This is a genomic window from Ruegeria sp. BG5, from assembly GCF_056538425.1.
Window position 1 is genome coordinate 99,173 of record NZ_JBQFTC010000008.1, and the last position, 20,978, is coordinate 120,150.

The following is a 20,978-nucleotide window of genomic DNA, read 5'->3' on the forward strand; positions in this document are numbered from 1 at the left end:
CCGGCAAACGCAGATCATGTATTCATATCTGAATGGACAAAGCGCTTACCCATGCCGATTGGTCGCTGATCCAAAGCTTTCTGGCGGTGGCCGAAACCGGGTCTCTGTCCGCCGCCGCGCGGCAACTGGACCGCAGCCAGCCGACGCTGGGCCGGCAGATTCATGCGCTGGAGGAGGAACTTGGCGTGTCGCTGTTTGACCGGCACGCACGGGGGCTGAAACTCAGCGATGTGGGCAACCAGCTGCTGCCCATGGCGCAGCAGATGCATCAGGCGATGAACGCGTTCAGCATGACGGCGGCAGGCCAGTCGCAAGAGCTGGAAGGCACGGCGCGGATCACCGCGTCCGTCTTTGCCTCTCACCACCTGTTGCCGCCCATATTGGCGCATATCCGGCAGCAGGAACCGGCCATTCAACTGGAACTGGTCGCAACGGACGCAACTGAAAACCTGCTCTATCGCGAGGCCGATATCGCCGTGCGCATGTATCGTCCCGAACAGATGGATATCGTGTCGCGCTACCTTGGTGATGTCCCGCTGTGTTTCTGCGCGGCCACAACTTACCTGAACCGCGTCGGACGCCCCAAAACGCCCGAGGATCTGTTCCATCACGATCTGGTCGGGTTCGATGCAAACGAAGACATCATCCGAAAGATGCAGGAAAAGGGATGGCCCGCCAGCAAGGACAGCTTTGCCACCCGTTGCGATCTGCAAAGCGCCTATTGGGAGCTGATCCGCGCCGGGTGCGGTATCGGCTTCAGTCAGGTTCAGGTCGCCGAAGAAGATCCACTGGTCGAGGTTCTGCCGCTGGATGTCGAGATTCCGATCCTGCCGGTCTGGCTGGCCGCGCCGCAAGCGATGCGCCAGACCCCGCGCATTCGCAGGGTCTGGGACTTGCTGGCCGAAGGGCTGAAAGCCAGCCTTTAAAGCGGGCCGGTATAGGTGCCGCGCGGCGGGTAGCCATTGTCCAGCGCGTATTTGATACCACCCTGCATGTCGGCGACCGAGGGGCGGCCAAACGGGGTCGATTGCTGCCAGGCAAAATACAGCGTCCGGTCGGGGGCGATATAGAAATGTCCCGGCTCTGCAAAGAACGCGGCCTCGGCGGTGCCTTCACGGCCTTTGGACAGGTATAGGCCCCAGTCTTCCCGCGCCACGGACAGCGGCAGGCTATGGCCGACACGCAGCCGGGTTGTGCCCGCCTTTTCCACTGTTTCCGCAGCACGCTCGGCGGTGTCCGTGCTCAGCATGATCACCTCAAGCCCCAGCGCGGCGAAATCGTCCAGCGCGGCTTCGACCTCGGTCATCTGGCGGATGCAGATCGGGCAATGCAGGCCGCGATACTGAATCACCAGCGTGCCGTTTTCGCCCTTGTCGGCATCCAGATCAAAACTTCCATGGCCTACGGTTTCGATTTTCAGGCCTGGGACAGGATTTCCCGGTATCAACATGTGTTTTCCTCGTGATTCTGCCGGATCGTCTCATTGACCCGATGCGGCGCAGACGCTAGGGCCTTTGCGACGAAACGCAAGGAGACTGTCGATGTCCAACCCCTCGCTCCTCATCCTGCCCGGAGACGGAATTGGCCCGGAAGTTATGGCCGAAGTGCGCAAGATCATCGCCTGGTTCGGCGACAAGCGCGGCCTTCACTTTGACGTGAGCGAGGATCTGGTCGGCGGTGCGGCCTATGATGCCCACGGCAAACCCCTGTCGGACGAAACCATGGCCAAAGCACAAGAGGTGGACGCGGTTCTGCTGGGCGCAGTGGGCGGTCCGAAATACGACGATCTGGATTTCAGCCTGAAGCCTGAACGCGGCTTGCTGCGCCTGCGCAAGGAAATGGACCTGTATTCGAACCTGCGCCCGGCCCAGTGCTTTGACGCGCTGGCCGATTTCTCGTCGCTGAAGAAAGACATCGTCGCTGGCCTAGACATCATGATCGTGCGCGAGCTGACCTCGGGCGTCTATTTCGGCGAACCGCGCGGCATCTTCGAGGAAGGCAACGAGCGCGTCGGCATCAATACCCAGCGCTACACCGAATCCGAGATCGAACGCGCCGCGCGTTCGGCTTTTGAACTGGCGATGCGCCGGAACAAAAAGCTGTGCTCGATGGAGAAGGCCAACGTGATGGAATCGGGCATTCTGTGGCGTGAGGTTGTAACCCGCGTCGCCGCCGATTACCCCGAGGTCGAGCTGTCCCATATGTATGCCGACAATGGCGCGATGCAGCTGGTGCGCGCGCCCAAGCAGTTCGACGTGATCCTGACCGACAACCTGTTCGGCGACATCCTGTCGGATTGTGCCGCGATGTTGACCGGCTCGCTGGGGATGTTGCCCTCGGCGTCCCTGGGCGCTCCGATGGCCAATGGCCGCCCCAAGGCGATGTACGAGCCCGTGCATGGTTCGGCCCCCGATATCGCGGGTGAAGGCAAGGCCAACCCGATTGCCTGTATCCTCAGCTTCGCGATGGCGCTGCGCTACAGCTTTGATCAGGGCGATGAAGCCACCCGTCTGGAAACGGCGATCGAAAAAGTTCTGGCCGATGGCGTTCGCACCGGCGATCTGCTGGCGGATGAGGGCGTGACCCCGGTTTCGACCACGGAAATGGGTGCGGCGATCATCGCGGCGCTGGATGCCAGCCTGTAAGCTGCCCCAATAGAATTGAAAAAAGGCGGTGCCCAGTGCGCCGCCTTTTTTCGTATTAGTTCCCGCCGAAGATATCCCGGATCAGGTTATTGATAGCCCGTTCAAAGCCGCCACCTTGGCGGCGTCGGGGTTGCGGTTGCGCGACCTGAACCGGTGGTTCCGGCACGATCATGGGCAAAGGTGTTGGCGTCATCCCCTCGGTCACGCGCAGCATGGTTTCTTTCCAGATCTCGGCAGGCAACCCGCCGCCTGTGACACCGGACAGCGGCGTGTTGTCGTCATAGCCCATCCAAACCCCCGCCACGTAATCCGCCGTGAAGCCAATGAACCACGCATCCCGCGCGGCCTGAGTCGTCCCGGTCTTACCCGCGACCTGCCATCCGGGCAATTGCGCCCGGCCACCGGTGCCTTCGGAGACCACACGCTCCATCATCCAGGTCAGTTGTTTGGCCGCGTTGTCATTGATCACCCGCTCACCGATCCCGGTGGTCGTCACCATGACCGGCGTGTCATCGCCCAGCAGCTTCAACTCGGTCAGACCATATGGTTCCACAGATGACCCACCGTTCAGGATACCCGCATAGGCCCCGGTCATCTCGATCAGTGTGCTTTCGGATGCGCCCAGCGCCAGCGCCGGTCCCTGCGCCAGATCGCTGGCAATCCCGAAGCCGCTGGCCACGGTGCGCACATTGTCCAGCCCGGCCACTTCGGCCACTTTCACAGCGGGAATGTTCAGCGAGTTCTTCAGGGCATCGGCCAGCGTCACGCGGCCATAAAACTTGTTCGTATAGTTCTTGGGGCACCAGTTGCCCGACCCCGGAATGTCGACGCAATAGGGTTCATCGACCACAATGTCATAGGGCGAATAGCCCAGCTCCAATGCTGTGGCATAGACGAATGGCTTGAAGGACGATCCGGTTTGGCGCAGCGCCTGCGTCGCGCGATTGAACGCGCCCGACACGCGGGTCTTGCGCCCGCCGACCATCGCGCGCACGGCCCCATCAGCGGACATCACCACAATCGCCGCCTGTGCCTTGGACCCTTCCCGAACCTTCTCCTGAAAGATGAATTGCAGCGCCTCTTCTGCCGATCTCTGAATACGCTGGTCCAGAGTCGTACGGATCACCACATCCTCGGTGGTATTGCGCGTGAAAAACTCAGGCCCGCTGGCCATGACCCAATCGGCGAAATAGCCACCAGCCCTTGCTGCTGCGGCCTCGGACAGTTCCGCAGGACGGCTGCGCGCTTCGCTGGCCTGCGCGCCGGACAGATAACCCTGATCCTCCATCAACCCGACCACAAGCCGCGCGCGATCCTGCGATCGTTGCAGGCTGTTGGTGGGCGCATAGCGTGTCGGGGCAACCAGAAGACCCGCCAGCATCGCCGCTTCGGCCGGCGAGACCTCGGCCGCGGATTTGCCGAAATAGCGCTGGCTTGCAGCCTCGAATCCGCGCGCACCTGCACCCAGGAAGGCCCGGTTCAGATAGATCGTCAGGATTTCGTCCTTGGAGTACTTGACCTCCATCGCCATCGCATAAATGGCTTCTTTCCCCTTGCGCCACAGCGAGCCCTGACGGCAATCCGACTCATAAGCGGCCTCGGACTCCCACTCGCTGGGATCGTAGGGAACACCAAGACACAGCAGCTTGGCGGTCTGCTGGGTGATGGTCGAGCCGCCGTGGCCAGACAGCGGCCCGCGCCCCTCGCTCAGGTTGATACGCACGGCGCTGGCAACGCCGCGCGGGCTGACGCCGAAATGGCGATAGAATCGCTTATCCTCGGTGGCGATCACCGCGTTCTTAAGATGGGGTGAGACGGTATCTGCTGTAATCACTCCACCAAACTGATCGCCGCGCCAGGCAAACACCTTGCCGTCGCGATCCAACAGCGTCACAGACCCCCGCGCGCGCCCGTCCAGCAAGGCATCCACATCGGGCAGCGAGGTGTAAACGACCCCCACCGCCAGCGCGATCAGCATCGCCACCACGGCCCCGACGCGCCAGGTCACACCCCAGATCAGACGCCAGATCCAACGGAAAAGACGGCGAAAAATCCCACCGCCATTGCCGCCCGAGCGTTTGCGTGTCTTCTTGCGGGCGGTCTTGCGCGTGGTTGTCTTGCGGGCGGTCGATTTCTTGCCCGCCGGTTTCGCAGCCCGCTTGGTCGCCGAAGGTTTGCGCCCCTTCGACGGGTACCGATTATCCGCGACCAATGTCGGTTTGCGGCGCTTGGACTCAGTCATGCTCAAACTCTGCCCGGTTATACTTTTGGCCCACCATACCCCGGTGGCCTGCCTATGTTGAGGTCCGATTTACCGGAATTTCCCCTCCCATATCCGCCTAAAATTTAGACGCACGGCAGGTTTTGTGCAAAAATTGTGCAACTTTGCGTCATTTTTGAACCGAATTACGCCCCAAAACCGTTTCTTACCGCCTCGGGTCACGCTCTTTTTCTGCAGGTGCAAACAAGCCGGTCAGACCGGAGAAGCAGAGGGGAAAGACGTGAAACTGATCATTGCGACAATCAAGCCGTTCAAGCTCGAGGAGGTGCGCGAGGCACTGACCCAGGCTGGCGTGCGCGGCATGATGGTGACCGAAATTAAGGGCTTCGGCTCGCAATCCGGTCACACTGAAATCTATCGCGGCGCCGAATACGCCGTGAACTTCGTGCCCAAGATCAAGCTCGAGATCGTGGTGCCCGCCACGATGGCCGACCAGATCATTGAGACCATCACCACAACCGCCAAGACCGGCAAGATCGGTGACGGCAAGATTTTCGTCCTCGATGTCGAGCAGGCGCTGCGCGTGCGGACCGGGGAAACCAACGAAGAGGCGCTGTAAGCGCCGACACTCACACTCAACCCGAGGAAAACACATGAACCTGATGAAATCTCTCATCCCTGCTGCTGCGCTGGTCGTGCTGCCGCAGATGGGTTTGGCGCAAGAGGCCGCAGAAGGCGAGGCCGCGCTGCACACCCAGTATATCTTTACCACCCTGCTGTTCCTGATGGCGGGCTTTCTGGTCTTCTTCATGGCGGCAGGTTTTGCCATGCTGGAAGGTGGTCTGGTGCGGTCCAAGAATGTGGCCATGCAGATGATCAAGAACGTGGCGCTGTTTTCCTGCGCCGCGATCATGTACTGGCTGGTCGGCTTCAACACGATGTATCCGGGCGACTTCAACGGGTTCTTCGCCCTTGGCGGTCCGACGGTGCTTGATGCGGTGGGTGTTGACCCTGCCGAAGCCGCCCTGGACTATGCCTCGATCGGCTCGGACTTCTTCTTTCAGCTGGTCTTTGTGGCTGCGACCGCGTCCATCGTGTCGGGCGCCGTGGCCGAGCGGATCAAGCTGTGGCCCTTCCTGATCTTCGTCATCGTGCTGACCGGCATCCTGTATCCGATTTCGGGGTCGTGGAAATGGGGCGGCGGCTGGCTGGACGCCATGGGCTTTTCCGACTTCGCCGGTTCGACCGTCGTGCACTCGGTCGGGGGCTGGGCCGCTCTGGCTGGCTGTCTGATCCTTGGCCCGCGTATCGGCAAGTACAAGGACGGCAAGGTTCACCCCATGCCCGGTTCGAACCTGGCGCTGGCAACTTTGGGGACGTTCATCCTGTGGCTGGGCTGGTTCGGCTTCAACGGCGGCTCGCAACTGGCGATGGGCACCGTGGGTGACGTATCCGACGTGTCGCGCATCTTCGCCAACACCAACATGGCCGCCGCGTCAGGTGCAGTTGCCGCCCTGATCATGACCCAGGTCCTGTATAAAAAGCCCGACCTGACCATGGTGCTGAACGGCGCACTGGCTGGTCTGGTGTCGATCACTGCTGAACCTCTGGCCCCGACCCTGTTCGGCGCGCTGTGGATCGGTGCCGTGGGCGGTATCATCGTGGTCTTCGCGGTTCCGATGCTGGACAAGTTCAAGATCGACGACGTGGTCGGTGCCATCCCGGTCCACCTGTTCGCAGGCATCTGGGGCACCATCGCCGTGATCTTCTACGGCGAGGCCAACCTGATCACCCAGCTGACAGGTATCGTTGCCTACGGTGTCTTCACCTTCGTCGCCGCGCTGATCCTGTGGATGGTTCTGAAAGCAACTGTCGGCATCCGCGTCAGCGAAGAAGACGAGATCAACGGTCTGGACATGGCAGAACTTGGTATGGAAGCCTACCCGGAGTTCTCGAAGGGCTAAGCTGCAATCTGCTCAACAAAAAAACCCGGGCGCTCGTGCCCGGGTTTCTTTTTGGAATGTTGTTTGGACTAAACCCCAACGTCAACAATCGCCTGCGCCAGGATCGGCACTGTCGTTGCGTTCAGACCGGCGATGTTCAGGCGGCTGTCGCCGACCATGTAGATGCCGTGATCGGCGCGCAGTTTCTCGACCAGTTCCGGAGCAGCCCCAAGACGCGAGAACATGCCGCGGTGCTGGGCGACAAAGCCAAAGCGGTCCGATCCCGTCAGGCGTTGCAATTCGTCGGCCAGTTGCTGACGCAGGCCCAGCATGGACAGGCGTACCTCTTCCAATTCGGCGGCCCAATCGGCGCGCAGGGCGTCGTCGTTCAGGATCGTGGTCACAACCCGGGCACCGTGATCGGGCGGGAAGGAGTAGTTCTGACGGTTCAGGAAAGCCAAAGTGGCTTGATTCAACGCCGTCTGCGCCGGATCATCGCTGATTGCCATCAGCAGGCCGGTACGCTCGCGATAAACGCCGAAATTCTTCGAACAGGACGCCGCGATCAGACAGCGCTTGACGGACGAGGCCACCAGGCGGGTTGCCTGTGCGTCTTCTTCAAGCCCGTCGCCAAAACCCTGATAGGCAATGTCGATCATCGCCACGAGGCCACGCTCGTTGATCAGGTTCACGACCTCTTGCCATTGCACCATGTTCAGGTTCGCACCGGTCGGGTTGTGGCAACAACCATGCAGCAGAACCACATCGCCTGCGGTGGCGGTTTTCAGATCCTCGATCATGCCTTCGAAATCAACGCCGCGCGTTTCGCCGTCGAAATAGCGGTACTGGACCGTCTCCATCCCCAGATAGTTCAGGATCGACAGGTGGTTGGGCCATGTCGGGTTCGACACAAATACACGGGCCGAGGGGTTGGCCATACGGATCATTTCAAACGCCTGCCGACACGCGCCGGTGCCGCCGGGGGTCGCCACGGCGGCGATATTGCCGCGCGGAACTGCATTGCCAAGGATCAGGCCGATCATCGCATCCGAATAGGCCGGATCACCGGCCAGACCAGTATAGGCCTTGCTCTCCTGCTCTTGCCAGATGCGCTGTTCAGCGGCTTTGACCGCACGCATCACCGGGGTTACGCCCTCGGCATTCTTGTAGACGCCCACGCCCAGGTCGATCTTCTGATCGCGCGGGTCTTCGCGGTACATTTGCATCAGCGCCAGAATCTTGTCGGCGGGCTGCGGTTTGAGGTTCTCGAACATCAGGTCTCTCCGGTTGCGACGGGCAGGGTCGGGAAGGCACCCCATTCCGCCCAGGAGCCGTCATAAAGCGAGTGGTCTTTCTTGCCCATGCGCTCGAGCGCAAGGCTGAGGATTGCGGCGGTCACGCCAGACCCGCAACTGGTGATCGCAGGTTTCGACAGGTCCACGCCTGCGGCCTCGAACACGGCACGGCAATCGTCGGGCGATTTCATCGTGCCGTCCCCATTCAGCAGGTCGCCAAAGGGCACGTTGCGCGACCCCGGAATATGGCCCGAGCGCAAGCCTTGGCGCGGCTCGGCCTCGGTTCCGGCGAAACGGGCGGCGGAACGGGCATCGATGATCTGGTGATCGGCCAGCTTGGCAGCAGCAGAGACCTGCGTAACATCGCGCACCATCTGGTTCTGCACCCGCACGGTCATGTGGCGGTCGCGAATAACGGGGGGCAGATCCTCGATCTCGCGCTCTTCGGCCTGCCACTTGGGCAGACCGCCATCCAACACGGCCACGTTCTCTTGCCCCATCAGGCGGAACAGCCACCAGACCCGCGCCGCCGAGAAAAGCCCCGCGCCGTCATAGACCACCACTTGATGGCCGTCACCCACGCCCATGGCCCGCAGGCGCGACATGAACTTTTCCACCGGTGGCGCCATATGCGGCAGGTCCGAACGGTGGTCGGAAATCTCGTCAATGTCGAAGAAGCGCGCGCCGGGAATGTGGCCCGCCTCATATTCGGCCCTGGCGTCACGGTTCTGCGCAGGCAGATACCACGACCCGTCCAGAATCCGCAGATCCGGGTTCTTGATATGTGCGGCCAGCCATTCGGTAGATACCAGGGTTTTCGGATCGTCCTGCATCAAAGCCTCTCCTCAGCGAGCTTGAATTTTCCCTATACCCGGCAGGATAGGGGTTCAAGGCTGGATAGGCCTATTCTGACGCCCGGCGCAGGCGAAAATGCTGAATAATCCCGATCAGACTGATCAGAATCCAGAACCCTTCGATCAGCATCGAGGCAAGGTTGAAATTATGCACCAGCGAATAGACGATCAGCACCGAGCCCAACAGGTTCACGACCGGAAAGGCCAGATCGTCCGAATTCATCATCCGCATCTGCGTTGCAAAATAGGCCGCCACCACGATCAGCGCCCCGAACGACCCGATGGCGTCCACGATGGTCAGGGTTTCCAGCAATGCAGTCATGCGGTCAGGTTCCGTTCAGATGGTCAGGCTGTTGCGAATAGTGGTGCATATTCAGAAAAGCTGCCCCTTGGGCACCGGCCCGGTATCCATGCGCCAGATCGGCGGCAAAGCGCAGGCCCTGCCCGGTCTGCAAGGGCAGCCATTCCCCATCGCGCAGAATCTCCAGATCTCCGCTGAGGACAAAGACCTCTTCGGTGACGCCGGCGGCGTGGGGGGGGGACTCGTGGCTTTGGTTGGGGGCAAGCTGGACGTGAAAGGTTTCCGCGCCCAGCGCCGGGTCGAAAGGAAATACGATCTTGACCTCGATACTGCCGGGGAAGGTGACGGTCTGGAACACGCCCGCATTGGCCGGATCGCGCAGAACGGACGACCCGATCAACGCGCTCAGCGGAAGTTGGAACCCCTTGGCGATCTTCCACAGGGTCGCAATGGTCGGGCTGGATTCGCCCCGTTCGATCTGGCCCAGCATGGCTTTGCTGACACCGGTCATTTCAGCCACTTTCGACAGGCTCAGCCCCGAGGCCGCGCGCACATCCCGTAGTTTCAGAGTAATGTCGTCCGGTGCCATATCGCTGTCTTTCGAATCCCCTTGTGCGTTATAGCGCACATGTGATACGTGCGCTATAACGCACAATCTCGACGCAATGCAACCCGAGGCAATAGGGAAACAGCATCATGCCAATGTACCGATCCAGAACCTCCACCCATGGCCGCAACATGGCCGGCGCCCGTGGCCTGTGGCGCGCCACCGGCATGCAGGATGACGATTTCGGCAAGCCGATCATCGCCATCGTCAACTCGTTCACGCAATTTGTGCCAGGCCACGTCCACCTGAAGGATCTGGGCCAGATGGTCGCGCGCGAGGTTGAGGCCGCAGGCGGCGTCGCCAAGGAATTCAACACCATCGCCGTGGATGACGGCATCGCCATGGGCCATGACGGTATGCTGTATTCGCTGCCCTCACGCGAGGTGATCGCCGACAGCGTTGAATATATGGTCAATGCCCACTGTGCCGATGCGATGGTCTGCATCTCGAACTGCGACAAGATCACCCCTGGCATGCTGATGGCCGCGATGCGCCTGAACATCCCGGCCATTTTCGTCTCGGGCGGGCCGATGGAGGCGGGCAAGATCGACATCGCCGATCTCGACGCCAAGAAGATCGACCTTGTGGATGCCATGGTCGCCGCCGCTGACGACCGCTTTACCGATGAGCAGGTCCAGCATATCGAAGAAAACGCCTGCCCCACCTGCGGTTCTTGTTCGGGCATGTTCACTGCAAACTCGATGAACTGTCTGGCCGAGGCGCTGGGTCTGGCGCTGCCGGGCAACGGCTCGACCCTCGCCACCCATGCAGACCGCAAGAACCTGTTCCTTGAGGCTGGTCGGCGCATCGTCGAGATCACCAAGCGGCATTATGAGCTGGACGAAAAAGGCTTCCTGCCGCGCGAAATCGCAACCTTCGATGCATTTGAGAACGCTATGAGCCTGGATATCGCTATGGGCGGGTCAACCAACACGGTTCTGCACCTGCTGGCCATCGCCCACGAAGGCGGCGTCGATTTCACCATGTCCGACATGGACCGCCTCAGCCGCAATGTCCCCTGCCTGTGTAAGGTCGCGCCCAACACCGAGAACGTGCATATGGAGGACGTCCACCGCGCCGGTGGCATCTTCTCGATCCTTGGCGAGCTTAGCCGCGCCGGGTTGTTCCACGAACATTGCAGCACGGTGCACACGCCAACCATGGGCGAGGCGATTGCCAATTGGGACATCAAGATCGCCAACAACCCCGCCGCGCAGGAGTTGTTCAAAGCTGCCCCCGGCGGTGTGCGCACCACACAGGCGTTCAGCCAGTCGAACCGGTACAAGGAGTTGGATACCGACCGCGAAGGCGGTGTGATCCGGTCCAAGGAGCACGCGTTTTCTCAGGACGGAGGCCTTGCGGTGCTGTTCGGCAACATCGCCCGGGACGGCTGTATCGTGAAAACAGCAGGTGTGGATGCCAGCAGCCTGACCTTCACCGGCTCGGCTTATGTCTGCGAAAGCCAGGATCAGGCGGTCAGTGACATCCTGACCGGCAAGGTGAAAGAGGGCGACGTGGTCGTCATCCGCTACGAAGGTCCGCGTGGCGGGCCGGGCATGCAGGAAATGCTGTATCCGACCTCGTATCTGAAATCCAAAGGTCTGGGCAAAGCCTGCGCGCTGCTGACCGATGGCCGTTTCTCGGGCGGCACGTCGGGCTTGTCCATCGGCCATGTCTCACCCGAGGCCGCCGAAGGCGGCGTGATCGGTCTGGTGCGTCAGGGTGACAGGATCGAGATCGACATCCCCAAACGCTCGATCCATCTGGCGGTGTCGGATGAGGAACTGGCCACACGTCGCGCAGAGCAGGACGAAAAGGGCTGGGAACCGGCAGAGCCGCGCAAGCGCAAGGTCTCTACCGCGCTGAAAGCCTATGCCAAGCTGACCACCAGCGCCGCCAAAGGGGCGGTGCGTCAGGTTTGAGTTGGAAACCGCTCAACTAAAAAACGGTCTACCTGTCCGGTGGGCCGTTTTTGTTCATTTGTGGGATTAAGCTAACGTTCGAGTCTCAGGAGGCTTTCAGTCTTCGATTTCAAGCAAGGCCGGATCGAACCAGACATCCTCGTAAGTTCCGTCAGTGAGGAAGCGCCAACCGGGTGGAAGAATCAGAAACTTAAGACTGAGTTCGCATCGGGTTTCAAGGTGAGCTAGATGCATCGGTTTAAAGAAATCAGCAGCATCTGAAAGCTCTACTCCACCCCAAAGATACCAACCACTTACACCTGATGTCGGCGGATGACGAAGCCCGTTAAGTGGCATCAGCCCCTCTAGTGCAGATTGTGAAACACCTACTTTGTCCCCATCGAAGGCTTCGCAAGTTTTGAGTTCAAGGTCCGCACAGACTTGTTTTTGCGATTGTCGAATACTCTGCTTCAAAATTGCTTTCCCATTGTCCCGCGACACTATCCACTTTCAAATTTGAAGCAACTTTGGACTAGAAGCAGACGCTCATCTGCAAACCATGTTCCGGGCAGATGTATCGCTGCCGGGGATACCTATCGCCGCTCAATCACCCAGCTTGGCGTGCACTTCGTCCAGATCGATCTCACCCACGGGCATCTTGTTGGCCGGGTTTTCGAAATCGTATTTGAACAGCTCGAAATCCTGTTTGTAGATTTCATAGACCAGATGCATCGATAGATCGTCGAAATAGTCCTCGACCGGATGCGCGCGTTTGGGGCCGTGGCCTTCGGATTCGTTGAAACGGGGGATTGCGGACAGATCAATGGCGTGTGGGGTCTCAAGACTGTCCAGCACGCCCTGCATCCCATCGTTGAACTTTTCGGTCCAAAAGATGCGATCATACCGCCCGCCATTCACGATGAAGGTCGACACATGCCCCGACATGGCGGACCAGTGAATATCCGGATCCATCGGGCGCCGCCAGCGGATCGTATCGCGGGCAAACAGCAGGAACCGGCGGAAGCTGGCGATCTGGTCGAACTCACCCTTGCCATCATCTCCGCCCACTTCGATCCCGTAATTATACACCAGCGTCGGCACCAGATTGCCCCGATACCTCTTGCCATTGCGCTGGATGCCGCAAATCTTGTCGAAAAAGGAACTCAGAATCCGGGTGTACGGATTGCGCACACAGGTAAAGGAATACGACCCGTGATTGCGCACATTTTCCGCGATCATACCCTGGCTTTGATCGAAGGCCCATTTGTGCATCCCGTCCTTGGCGTCGTGGATATCGCCATCAAAGAACTGCCCGTGATCCGAGTAATACATGATCTGACCAATGGTCGAGCACGCGCATTTCGGCACCACACGGTAAACCATGCTTTCGCTCTCGGTCATCCAGGTGCCGGGAAACCCCATCTGCGTGCCTCCTATGCTGGTCGGGTATCAGGTTGATAGGCCAGCTTTTGAAATCAAAAAACCAAAAATACTCTGTTTATTCAATCGCTCATCCTCAGTATCACAGGTGCAATCGGGCAAAAACGGAAATCGCGACACCAAATGGCAAAGATTGCCTATATCCTGCTGTGCCACAAAGACCCTGACGCGATCATCGCGCAGGCCGAGCAGCTGACCGCCGCCGGCGATTGCATGGCGATCCATTTCGATGCCCGCGCGCGTGAGGCGGATTATGACAAGATCCGCACCGCGCTGAAGGGCAACCCGAATGTCACCTTCGCCGACAAGCGCATCAAATGCGGTTGGGGTGAGTGGTCTTTGGTGCAGGCCACGCTTTATGCGCTGCAAGCGGCTGTCGAGACATTCCCCCGGGCCACCCATTTCTACATGCTGTCGGGCGATTGCATGGCGATCAAGACAGCGGAATACACGCATAATTTTCTGGACGAGCAGGACAGGGATTTCATCGAAAGCCACGATTTCTTTGCCAGCAACTGGATCAAGACCGGGATGAAAGAAGACCGGCTGATCTATCGCCACTATTTCAACGAACGCACGCAGGCCAAACGGTTCTATGCCGCTTATGAGCTGCAAAAGCGTTTCAAACTGATCCGTGAGATTCCCGAAGACTTACAAGTCATGATCGGCAGCCAATGGTGGTGCCTGCGCCGCCGCACGGTCGAAATGATCCTTGAGTTCTTGCAACAGCGTCGCGACGTGATCCGGTTCTTCTCGACCACCTGGATCCCGGATGAAACCTTCTTTCAGACGCTTGTCCGTCATCTGATCCCGAAGGGTGAGATCGAAAACCGCACGCCGACCTTCCTGATGTTCTCGGATTACGGAATGCCGGTGACGTTCTACAACGATCATTTCGACATGCTGCTGGGGCAGAACTATCTGTTTGCCCGCAAGATCAGCCCCGAGGCGCATGAGTTGAAGGACAGGCTGGGCGCGCTGTATGCCAGCACGGGCGTCGACTTCCCGATCTCGGATGAGGGGCGCAACCTGTACGCCTTCCTGACCGGGCGGGGCCGCGTGGGCCGCCGGTTCGGGCAGCGGTTCTGGGAGGCCGGAAATACGCTGGGTCCCGAGCGTGAACTTTTCCTGATCGTCTGCAAGAAATGGCACGTGGCCAAACGGCTGGTGGATCAGATCGCCTCGGAAACCGACATCCCGTGCGTCGAGTATCTGTTCAACGAACAGGACACGCCCTTGCCCGATCTGGGTGGGATCGAGACGACGCTCAACAAACGCTCGCGCCATCGCCGGGCGGTTGTCCAAATGCTGTTTCAGCATTTCGGGTCAAACCAACTGGCGCTGTGTCTGGACCCGTCCAATCTGGACGTCATTCAGGATTTCTGCGGCGACGCGGCCAAGACCCATGTGCTGGAGATCGAGTGCGACTATTCCGACGACTACCTGATCGGCCACGCCCGACGCGTCGGGCTGGCGGGTGAAAACAGCCCGGCTGAGACGGTTTCCCGCCTGTTGCCCACTTTGCGTAATGATCTGGCTTATGAATCCCAACAAATCCGCGAGGCCGGGATCGATGGCTATCTGCGCCTGCGCGAAAGCGCCGACCGCGCCGAAAATGAGGCCGCCATTGCACGCTTTCTGGGTGTGGAAAGCGACAAGGCGCAGTCCATCATGAAGCTGGATTACCTGTTTTCAGACTAAGGCCCGGCGGCACGATCCGCACCGCCGGAACCGTGATCAGATGTCGAACTTCACGCCCTGCGCCAATGGCAGTTCAGCCGAATAATTCACGGTATTGGTCTGGCGTCGCATATAGGCTTTCCACGCGTCCGAGCCGCTTTCACGCCCGCCGCCGGTTTCCTTCTCGCCCCCAAACGCGCCACCAATCTCGGCCCCGGATGGCCCGATATTCACGTTGGCGATGCCGCAATCCGATCCGGCTGCGGTCAGGAATTGCTCGGCCTCGCGCATGTTCAGGGTGAAGACGCAGGAGGACAGGCCCTGCGGGACGTCGTTTTGCAAGTCCAGCGCGTGATCGAATTCGTCATAGCCCATCACATAGAGGATCGGGGCGAAGGTTTCGGTTTTAACCACGTCTGTCTGACCGGGCATCTCTACAATGGCAGGTTCCATGTAGACACCGCCAGGCACCCCTGCGGTCACGCGTTTGCCACCAAACACGGTGCCGCCTTCGGACTCAGCCGCCTTCAGCGCAGCAGTCATCGCGGCACCCGATGCCTCGTCCACCAAGGGGCCAACCAAAGTCCCTTCGGCCAACGGATCGCCAATGGGCAGACCGGCATAGGCTTTCTTGAGGCGCGCGACCAGCTCATCCTTGATCGAGTTATGCACGATCAACCGCCGCAGCGTCGTGCACCGTTGCCCTGCGGTTCCAACAGCCGAGAACACAATCGCCCGCACGGCCATTTCCAGATCCGCCGAGGGGCCAACGATCATTGCATTATTGCCGCCCAGTTCCAGAATGCACTTGCCGAACCGCGCCGCGACGATGGGCGCAACCGCGCGGCCCATGCGGGTCGAGCCGGTGGCCGAGATCACCGGAACGTCTTCACTGGCCACCAGCGCTTCGCCCAGCGCGGCACCGCCGATCAGGGTTTGCAGCAGGTTGCCGGGTGCGTCACCAAACCGGGCCAGTGCGCGTTCGAATATTTTCTGACAGGCCATTGCCGTAAGCGGCGATTTTTCGGACGGTTTCCAGATCACCGGATCGCCGCAGACAATTGCCAGTGCTGCGTTCCACGACCAGACCGCAACCGGGAAGTTGAAGGCCGAGATCACACCAACCGGACCTGCCGGATGCCAGGTCTCCATCATCCGGTGGCCGGGCCGTTCGGACGCGATGGTCAGACCGTACAGCTGCCGCGAGAGACCAACGGCAAAGTCGCAGATATCGATCATCTCCTGCACTTCGCCCAGACCTTCGGACGTAATCTTGCCCGCCTCCCAACTGACCAGCGCGCCCAGGTCGTCCTTGGCGGCGCGCAGTTCTTCGCCCAGCAGGCGGATCAACTCACCCCGGCGCGGGGCTGGCACGGTACGCCACGCTTTGAACGCGGTTTTGGCATTGGCAAAGATGGTCTCCATCTCGGAGGCCGGGGTTTCATGCACCTCGGCCAGAACGCGCCCGTCAATCGGGGATCGCACGGTCAGCGTGCCGCCCGTCAACTCGGCAGCAGTCAGGTCGAGGTTTGCCAGAGTGGTTTCTGCAGTCATCACAACGTCTTTCATATCTCAGGCCGCCTTGTTCTGTGGGGTTACATCGCCGGCCCGATAGAGCCGGCCGAATTCGGTGTTCAGGAAATCGGACAGGTTCACCTGCTCTTGCCGGACAAACCCGGTCGAAGGCAGAACGCCGGTGCGCATCAGATCGACGACGCCCAGAACACCTGCGGCGGTGGTGACCTGAATGGCGCTCCAGACCTGTCCGTTGATCTCGCGGGCGAAGCTTTTGTTGATCAGGGATTTCTCGCGTAGCGCTCCGTCGATCATGCCTTTGGCCGTGCAATAAACCAACACCACATCCTGATCGGTACGCGGCAGGGCGGCTTCGAAAATCTCTTTCAACAGATCGCGGCGGCGTTCCAGCCCCAGATCGTGCAGCAGCAGTTTCAGGATATCACAATGGCCCGGATAACGGATCGAGCGATAGGAGACCGCCCGCGCCCTGCCCTCCAGCGTTTCCGGCAATGTCCCCAGCCCGCCCGAGGTATTGAAGCATTCGTATTCCACCCCGTCATGGCCCAGCACCTCATAGTCTTCCAGCGGCGCGGTCTTGACGCGTTCACCATTCACGATGGCATCGCAGGGATTGCAGTATTCGTTGATCAACCCGTCCGTGGACCATGTCAGATTGTATTTCAGCGCGTTGGTGGGGAAAAGCGGCAAGGCCCCCACCCGCATGTGCAGGCTGTCGATCTGATCGAACTCCGCCGCAAGAGACGCACCCGCGATGCCGACAAATCCTGGTGCCAGACCGCATTGCGGCATGAAGGCGGTTCGGCTTCCGTCGGCCAGTTCGCGAACGGCGTTGGTGGCCGCGACATCCTCGGTCAGGTCAAAGTAATGCGCGCCCGCCTGTTTGGCCGCTTTGGCAATGGTCGGGGTCAGAAAGAACGGGGCTGCTGAGATGACGGCGTCGAAGCCATCCAGCCCCTCGGCTAGCCCCTCAGCGTCTTTCGCATCGATCTGCTTGGTGGCCACGCCCAGCTTTGCAACCTCGCCCAGCGCTTTCAGATCGTGATCTGCGACGGTGACGCTGTAATTCGGTGATCCTTTCAGAAGCGTGGCGATCATCTGCCCGATCTTGCCAGCCCCCACGACGCAAACAGTCCAGGACATTGCGTGCCTCCTCTTTCTGGTTTTCCTTCAAGAGTGGCGCAGAGGATGGTCATTTCGCAGGGGGTATCTTGACGAAAAGCAGGTCATATTCGTCATTATGCCGAGATTTCCGTCATTATGGAAAGCCAAGGGTCTAACAGAAAAACGCCCCGGACCGCAGTCCGGAGAGTCTGATATCAATCCGTTGTTTGCCCGGGGTTGAACGCCGTCAGACGGTTGCGCCTTTCAGCCGGATCATCGTGCCGACGCTGCCTGCACAAACGCCAACCACGATAGCAATCATCAGCTCCAGCGCTTCGACATGGGCGAACTGAAACCCGGCAAATACCAGGGTTTCGGCCACACCGACCAGACCGCCCAACATTGCGCCCAGCCACAGACGGCGGGTCATCATGCCAAGGGCGAGGCCAAGAATGCCCGGCAAGCTTAGGATATTGCCGCCGATGGTTCCCAGAATATCAAGCATATCTCGCCCCTTCTCAATCGGTCCGCGTGGACAGGAATGACCGGATTTCGTCGCTGTCGGCGGTTGCGTGCTGCTGCAACGGTGCTTTGCCTTCCAGTTCGGCCGTTACATCCTCGTAGGTCTCAAGGTAGTTGGGCGGCAGGCTGTGCGCGATGCCCTGATGGCAGTCGATGCAGGTCATGTTGTTGTCGATGGCGCGCTGATGCTCGGATGCGGCGCGGGTTTCCTGAATGGTGAAGTCCATATAGTCGAAGTTGTGGCAGTTCCGGCACTCGCGGCTGTCCGACGCCTTCATCTTCTTCCAGACCGCCGAGGCCATGGACAGACGGTGATCTTCGTATTTCTCAGGCGTGCTGATGGTCCCGGCCAACTCGTGATAGACATCCTTCACGGCCATGATCTTGGCCTTGATCTTGTGGTTCCATTCATGCGGAACGTGGCAGTCGGAACAAATCGCCCGCACGCCGGAGTGGTTGTTATAGTGGATGGTCTCGCGATATTCGCCCAGGTTGGTTTCCATCGTGTGGCACGAGACGCAGAATTCCTCGGTATTGGTCAGTTCCAGTGTCCAGTGGAACCCACCCCAGAACAGGATACCGGCCAGAAAACCCGCCAGAATCAGGAACCCGGAACTGAAGGCCACAGCCGGGGTCCAGATCCAGGACCAGAGGCGGCGGATCCAACCGCGTTTTTCAGGAGATGCTGCCATATTGGTGCTCCTTTATTTTCTTGTGGGTTGGATTAGTTGCCCGAGGACGGCTGAAACACGTTTTCGACCAGCGGCGGAGCATCCGCCTGCGGCACGTGGCACTGGTTGCAGAAATACCGGGTGCCCGCGATCTGATCCAACTCGCGCCCTTCGCGATCCAGATAGTGGGTCATCGACAGGGTCGGCGCGTTACGCTCACCCGCTTTGGTCCAGTCATGGCAGGACAGGCACTGATTGGTGCGGATGTCGATCTGGTACTGTTCGATCGAATGCGGGATCAGCGGCGGTTGCTGGCGATAGTTGCGCTGCATGCGCCCTTCGACATTCTTGTGGATCTGATCAAGCGGGATCAGCTCATCCACATCCGCACCCCGCAGCGTTTCCACCTGGGCTGACTGCGCAAGGGCAAACCCACTCAGGAGCAGGACGGGGATCAGGGCAATTCCACCTGTCACGATTGATATTTTCATCTTGGCACTCCCTTAATGAAGTCTGGCGGCGCGCGTCTCTGGCGCGGCAACTGGACGGATGGGTTTGGTGACGTGGTCGTCGAACCGGTGAGTAAAGTTGAAGACGTCGACCGCGCAGACATCTATGCAGCGGCCGCAATTGGTACAGTCGGGCGACAGGATCAGCGGGCTGGATCCCGGTTTGCCCTTGAGAGCGGGCGAGATCACCTGATTTTCGGGGCAGACCGCATAGCAATCCATGCAATCGTCACAGGCAACGCGGTTGTGGGCGCTGACCCGCAGCAGGCTTTTGGTTCCGATCAGGCCGTAGAACGCACCAACCGGACACAGGTGCCCACACCAGCCATGGCGCGAAACGAAAAGGTCAAAGACGAAGATGGCCGCAACCATGGCCCAGACAAAGCCCATGCCAAAGATCAATCCGCGATGCAGCATGGTGATCGGGTTCACCAGTTCCCACGCAATCACACCGCCCAGCCCCGAGACGATCAGGACCGTGGCCAGCACCCACAGGCGGGTTCCGCGTTTGGGTTGCCAGCCTTTGGGCAGGTCCAGCTTGCGGTGCAGCCAGTTGGCCGCGTCGGTCACAGGGTTGATGGGACACACCCAGGAACAATAGACCCTGCCTCCGATCAGCGCATAGGCGACCAGCACGATTACCCCGCCGATCAGGGCCGTCAATTCGGGCCAATGGCCTGCAATCAGGCTCTGCATCAGAACAAACGGGTCGGTCAGCGGCAAGACGCCAAGGGTCAGCGACCCGGCCAACGTGCCCTGAACGATCCAGATGCCGAACCATGGCCCCAGAAGGAACAGCGCCAGAAACAACAGCTGGCTGCTACGGCGCAACAGCAGGAACTTATGTGCGCCGATCCAGCCCTTGGCCTCGATGGCCTCACGCCCGACAGGCATATGGGTGCGCGCGCTCATTGCCCTGCCCCCGGCAGAGCGTATCCGGGCTCGAACCCGCCGGGTGTAGCCAGATTGTCGATCCCCGGTCCCGGCAGGCGATCGGGCAGATCGATCAGACCCTCGACCAAGGGGGCGCCCCTGGCCTCTTTCTCTTCCCAGCCTTTGCGGTAGTGATCCGCGCTGCTGCCGCGCGCCAGTCGGGTGGGCAGGACCTTGATCGCCGCATCGGGAAGAACGCAGCTTTTCTCACACACACCGCAGCCGGTGCAGCGGTCAGCGTGAACCGTTGGAATGAACAGCGCATGGTGGCCCGAGCGGGTGTTATGCGCGGTTTCCAGTGTGATCGCCTCGTCAATGACGGGGCAGACCCTATAGCAGACATCGCAGCGCAGGCCGAGGAAGTTCAGGCAGTTCTCCTGATCGACCAGCACCGCAACGCCCATTTCGGCGTCGTCGATGTTTTGCAGACCCGGATCCAGCGCCCCTGTCGGACAGGCCGCGACGCACGGAATGTCGTCGCACATTTCACAGGGCACATCACGGGCAGTGAAATAGGGTGTGCCCGTTGCCGCAGCATCAGATCCTAACTCAGCCAGTTTCAACGTATCGTAAGGACAATCCCGCACGCAGAGCCCACAGCGAATGCAGGCCGACAGAAACTCCTTTTCCGGCAGCGCACCGGGCGGGCGCAATGCCTCGGCCGGCAGGGCACGGGCATCGCGGGCCAGCCACGCCAGCCCGAGCCCGGCGACTGCGCAGCCGCCCGCCGCCCGCGCCGAGTCCTGCAGGAACCGGCGCCGCTGCGGCGAAAGGGGTGTGTCGACAAGGGGATACATGGGGACGACCTTTGCGATC

Annotated in this window: 21 protein-coding genes; 6 read left to right on the top strand and 15 right to left on the bottom strand. The window is 60.2% G+C overall.

Going from position 1 to position 20,978, the window contains the following annotated elements; translation table 11 throughout:
• Nucleotides 1-32 precede the first annotated feature (32 nt).
• Nucleotides 33-926 carry a LysR family transcriptional regulator gene (locus ACR0KX_RS19165; RefSeq protein WP_170624787.1) on the top strand — a complete coding sequence of 298 codons (894 nt, stop codon included), beginning with the start codon at nucleotides 33-35 and terminating at the stop codon, nucleotides 924-926.
• On the opposite strand, the gene ACR0KX_RS19170 is transcribed toward ACR0KX_RS19165, so the two are convergent.
• Nucleotides 923-1,450 carry a redoxin domain-containing protein gene (locus ACR0KX_RS19170; RefSeq protein WP_170624788.1) on the bottom strand — a complete coding sequence of 176 codons (528 nt, stop codon included), beginning with the start codon at nucleotides 1,448-1,450 and terminating at the stop codon, nucleotides 923-925. The two genes, ACR0KX_RS19165 and ACR0KX_RS19170, sit on opposite strands and share 4 nt — an antisense overlap.
• A 91-nt stretch (nucleotides 1,451-1,541) precedes the next feature.
• Between ACR0KX_RS19170 and leuB the strand changes: the two genes are divergently transcribed.
• Nucleotides 1,542-2,645, top strand: coding sequence for a 3-isopropylmalate dehydrogenase (gene leuB / locus ACR0KX_RS19175; RefSeq protein WP_170624789.1), 1,104 nt, complete (start codon nucleotides 1,542-1,544; stop codon nucleotides 2,643-2,645).
• A 55-nt stretch (nucleotides 2,646-2,700) separates the two neighbouring features.
• On the opposite strand, the gene ACR0KX_RS19180 is transcribed toward leuB, so the two are convergent.
• A complete protein-coding gene (locus ACR0KX_RS19180; protein WP_170624790.1) occupies nucleotides 2,701-4,887 on the bottom strand; it encodes a PBP1A family penicillin-binding protein in 2,187 nt (728 codons plus the stop codon).
• A gap of 259 nt (nucleotides 4,888-5,146) precedes the next feature.
• Between ACR0KX_RS19180 and ACR0KX_RS19185 the strand changes: the two genes are divergently transcribed.
• Both ACR0KX_RS19185 and ACR0KX_RS19190 read left to right on the top strand, forming a co-directional pair.
• A complete protein-coding gene (locus ACR0KX_RS19185; protein WP_170624791.1) occupies nucleotides 5,147-5,485 on the top strand; it encodes a P-II family nitrogen regulator in 339 nt (112 codons plus the stop codon).
• Nucleotides 5,486-5,519: 34 nt separating this feature from the next.
• On the top strand, nucleotides 5,520-6,830 hold the full coding sequence (locus ACR0KX_RS19190) for an ammonium transporter (protein ID WP_170524184.1): 1,311 nt from the start codon (nucleotides 5,520-5,522) through the stop codon (nucleotides 6,828-6,830).
• 68 nt (nucleotides 6,831-6,898) lie between these two features.
• Here ACR0KX_RS19190 and ACR0KX_RS19195 read toward each other — a convergent pair whose 3' ends face one another.
• From ACR0KX_RS19195 to ACR0KX_RS19210, 4 genes are all read right to left on the bottom strand, one after another.
• Nucleotides 6,899-8,083 carry an amino acid aminotransferase gene (locus ACR0KX_RS19195; protein ID WP_170624792.1) on the bottom strand — a complete coding sequence of 395 codons (1,185 nt, stop codon included), beginning with the start codon at nucleotides 8,081-8,083 and terminating at the stop codon, nucleotides 6,899-6,901.
• On the bottom strand, nucleotides 8,083-8,937 hold the full coding sequence (sseA, locus tag ACR0KX_RS19200; protein WP_170624793.1) for a 3-mercaptopyruvate sulfurtransferase: 855 nt from the start codon (nucleotides 8,935-8,937) through the stop codon (nucleotides 8,083-8,085). The genes ACR0KX_RS19195 and sseA overlap by 1 nt, the downstream gene beginning before the upstream one ends.
• Nucleotides 8,938-9,007: 70 nt before the next feature.
• Nucleotides 9,008-9,280, bottom strand: a complete 273-nt coding sequence (locus ACR0KX_RS19205; RefSeq protein ID WP_170524174.1) for a CBU_0592 family membrane protein — start codon at nucleotides 9,278-9,280, stop codon at nucleotides 9,008-9,010.
• Nucleotides 9,281-9,284: 4 nt separating this feature from the next.
• Nucleotides 9,285-9,848: an XRE family transcriptional regulator gene (locus tag ACR0KX_RS19210; protein ID WP_170455918.1), complete on the bottom strand. Its 564-nt coding sequence runs from the start codon at nucleotides 9,846-9,848 to the stop codon at nucleotides 9,285-9,287.
• Nucleotides 9,849-9,955: 107 nt separating this feature from the next.
• Here ACR0KX_RS19210 and ilvD point away from each other — a divergent pair, with 107 nt between their 5' ends.
• Complete coding sequence (gene ilvD / locus ACR0KX_RS19215; RefSeq protein WP_170455920.1) at nucleotides 9,956-11,788, top strand: dihydroxy-acid dehydratase; 1,833 nt, start codon at nucleotides 9,956-9,958, stop codon at nucleotides 11,786-11,788.
• A gap of 96 nt (nucleotides 11,789-11,884) precedes the next feature.
• Here the strand turns inward: ilvD and ACR0KX_RS19220 are convergent, their stop codons facing one another.
• Together ACR0KX_RS19220 and ACR0KX_RS19225 are read right to left on the bottom strand one after the other, a co-directional pair.
• Complete coding sequence (locus ACR0KX_RS19220; RefSeq protein WP_170455922.1) at nucleotides 11,885-12,241, bottom strand: immunity protein Imm33 domain-containing protein; 357 nt, start codon at nucleotides 12,239-12,241, stop codon at nucleotides 11,885-11,887.
• Between the two features lie 129 nt (nucleotides 12,242-12,370).
• Complete coding sequence (locus tag ACR0KX_RS19225; RefSeq protein WP_170455924.1) at nucleotides 12,371-13,189, bottom strand: sulfotransferase family protein; 819 nt, start codon at nucleotides 13,187-13,189, stop codon at nucleotides 12,371-12,373.
• 141 nt (nucleotides 13,190-13,330) lie between these two features.
• Here ACR0KX_RS19225 and ACR0KX_RS19230 point away from each other — a divergent pair, with 141 nt between their 5' ends.
• Nucleotides 13,331-14,908: a DUF5928 domain-containing protein gene (locus tag ACR0KX_RS19230; protein ID WP_480708697.1), complete on the top strand. Its 1,578-nt coding sequence runs from the start codon at nucleotides 13,331-13,333 to the stop codon at nucleotides 14,906-14,908.
• 36 nt (nucleotides 14,909-14,944) lie between these two features.
• Here the strand turns inward: ACR0KX_RS19230 and amaB are convergent, their stop codons facing one another.
• From amaB to napG, 7 genes are all read right to left on the bottom strand, one after another.
• Nucleotides 14,945-16,441, bottom strand: coding sequence for an L-piperidine-6-carboxylate dehydrogenase (gene amaB / locus ACR0KX_RS19235; RefSeq protein WP_170524485.1), 1,497 nt, complete (start codon nucleotides 16,439-16,441; stop codon nucleotides 14,945-14,947).
• A gap of 18 nt (nucleotides 16,442-16,459) precedes the next feature.
• On the bottom strand, nucleotides 16,460-17,566 hold the full coding sequence (locus tag ACR0KX_RS19240; protein ID WP_480708698.1) for a saccharopine dehydrogenase family protein: 1,107 nt from the start codon (nucleotides 17,564-17,566) through the stop codon (nucleotides 16,460-16,462).
• A 208-nt stretch (nucleotides 17,567-17,774) separates the two neighbouring features.
• The gene (locus tag ACR0KX_RS19245) at nucleotides 17,775-18,032 is read right to left on the bottom strand and encodes a hypothetical protein (protein WP_170455933.1); all 258 of its coding nucleotides are present in this window, start codon (nucleotides 18,030-18,032) and stop codon (nucleotides 17,775-17,777) included.
• A gap of 13 nt (nucleotides 18,033-18,045) precedes the next feature.
• The gene (locus tag ACR0KX_RS19250; RefSeq protein ID WP_170455934.1) at nucleotides 18,046-18,741 is read right to left on the bottom strand and encodes a NapC/NirT family cytochrome c; all 696 of its coding nucleotides are present in this window, start codon (nucleotides 18,739-18,741) and stop codon (nucleotides 18,046-18,048) included.
• 32 nt (nucleotides 18,742-18,773) lie between these two features.
• Nucleotides 18,774-19,211, bottom strand: coding sequence for a nitrate reductase cytochrome c-type subunit (locus ACR0KX_RS19255; RefSeq protein ID WP_170455936.1), 438 nt, complete (start codon nucleotides 19,209-19,211; stop codon nucleotides 18,774-18,776).
• Nucleotides 19,212-19,223: 12 nt separating this feature from the next.
• Nucleotides 19,224-20,141: a quinol dehydrogenase ferredoxin subunit NapH gene (napH, locus tag ACR0KX_RS19260; RefSeq protein ID WP_170455938.1), complete on the bottom strand. Its 918-nt coding sequence runs from the start codon at nucleotides 20,139-20,141 to the stop codon at nucleotides 19,224-19,226.
• On the bottom strand, nucleotides 20,138-20,959 hold the full coding sequence (napG, locus tag ACR0KX_RS19265; RefSeq protein WP_170455940.1) for a ferredoxin-type protein NapG: 822 nt from the start codon (nucleotides 20,957-20,959) through the stop codon (nucleotides 20,138-20,140). The genes napH and napG overlap by 4 nt, the downstream gene beginning before the upstream one ends.
• Nucleotides 20,960-20,978: the final 19 nt, after the last annotated feature.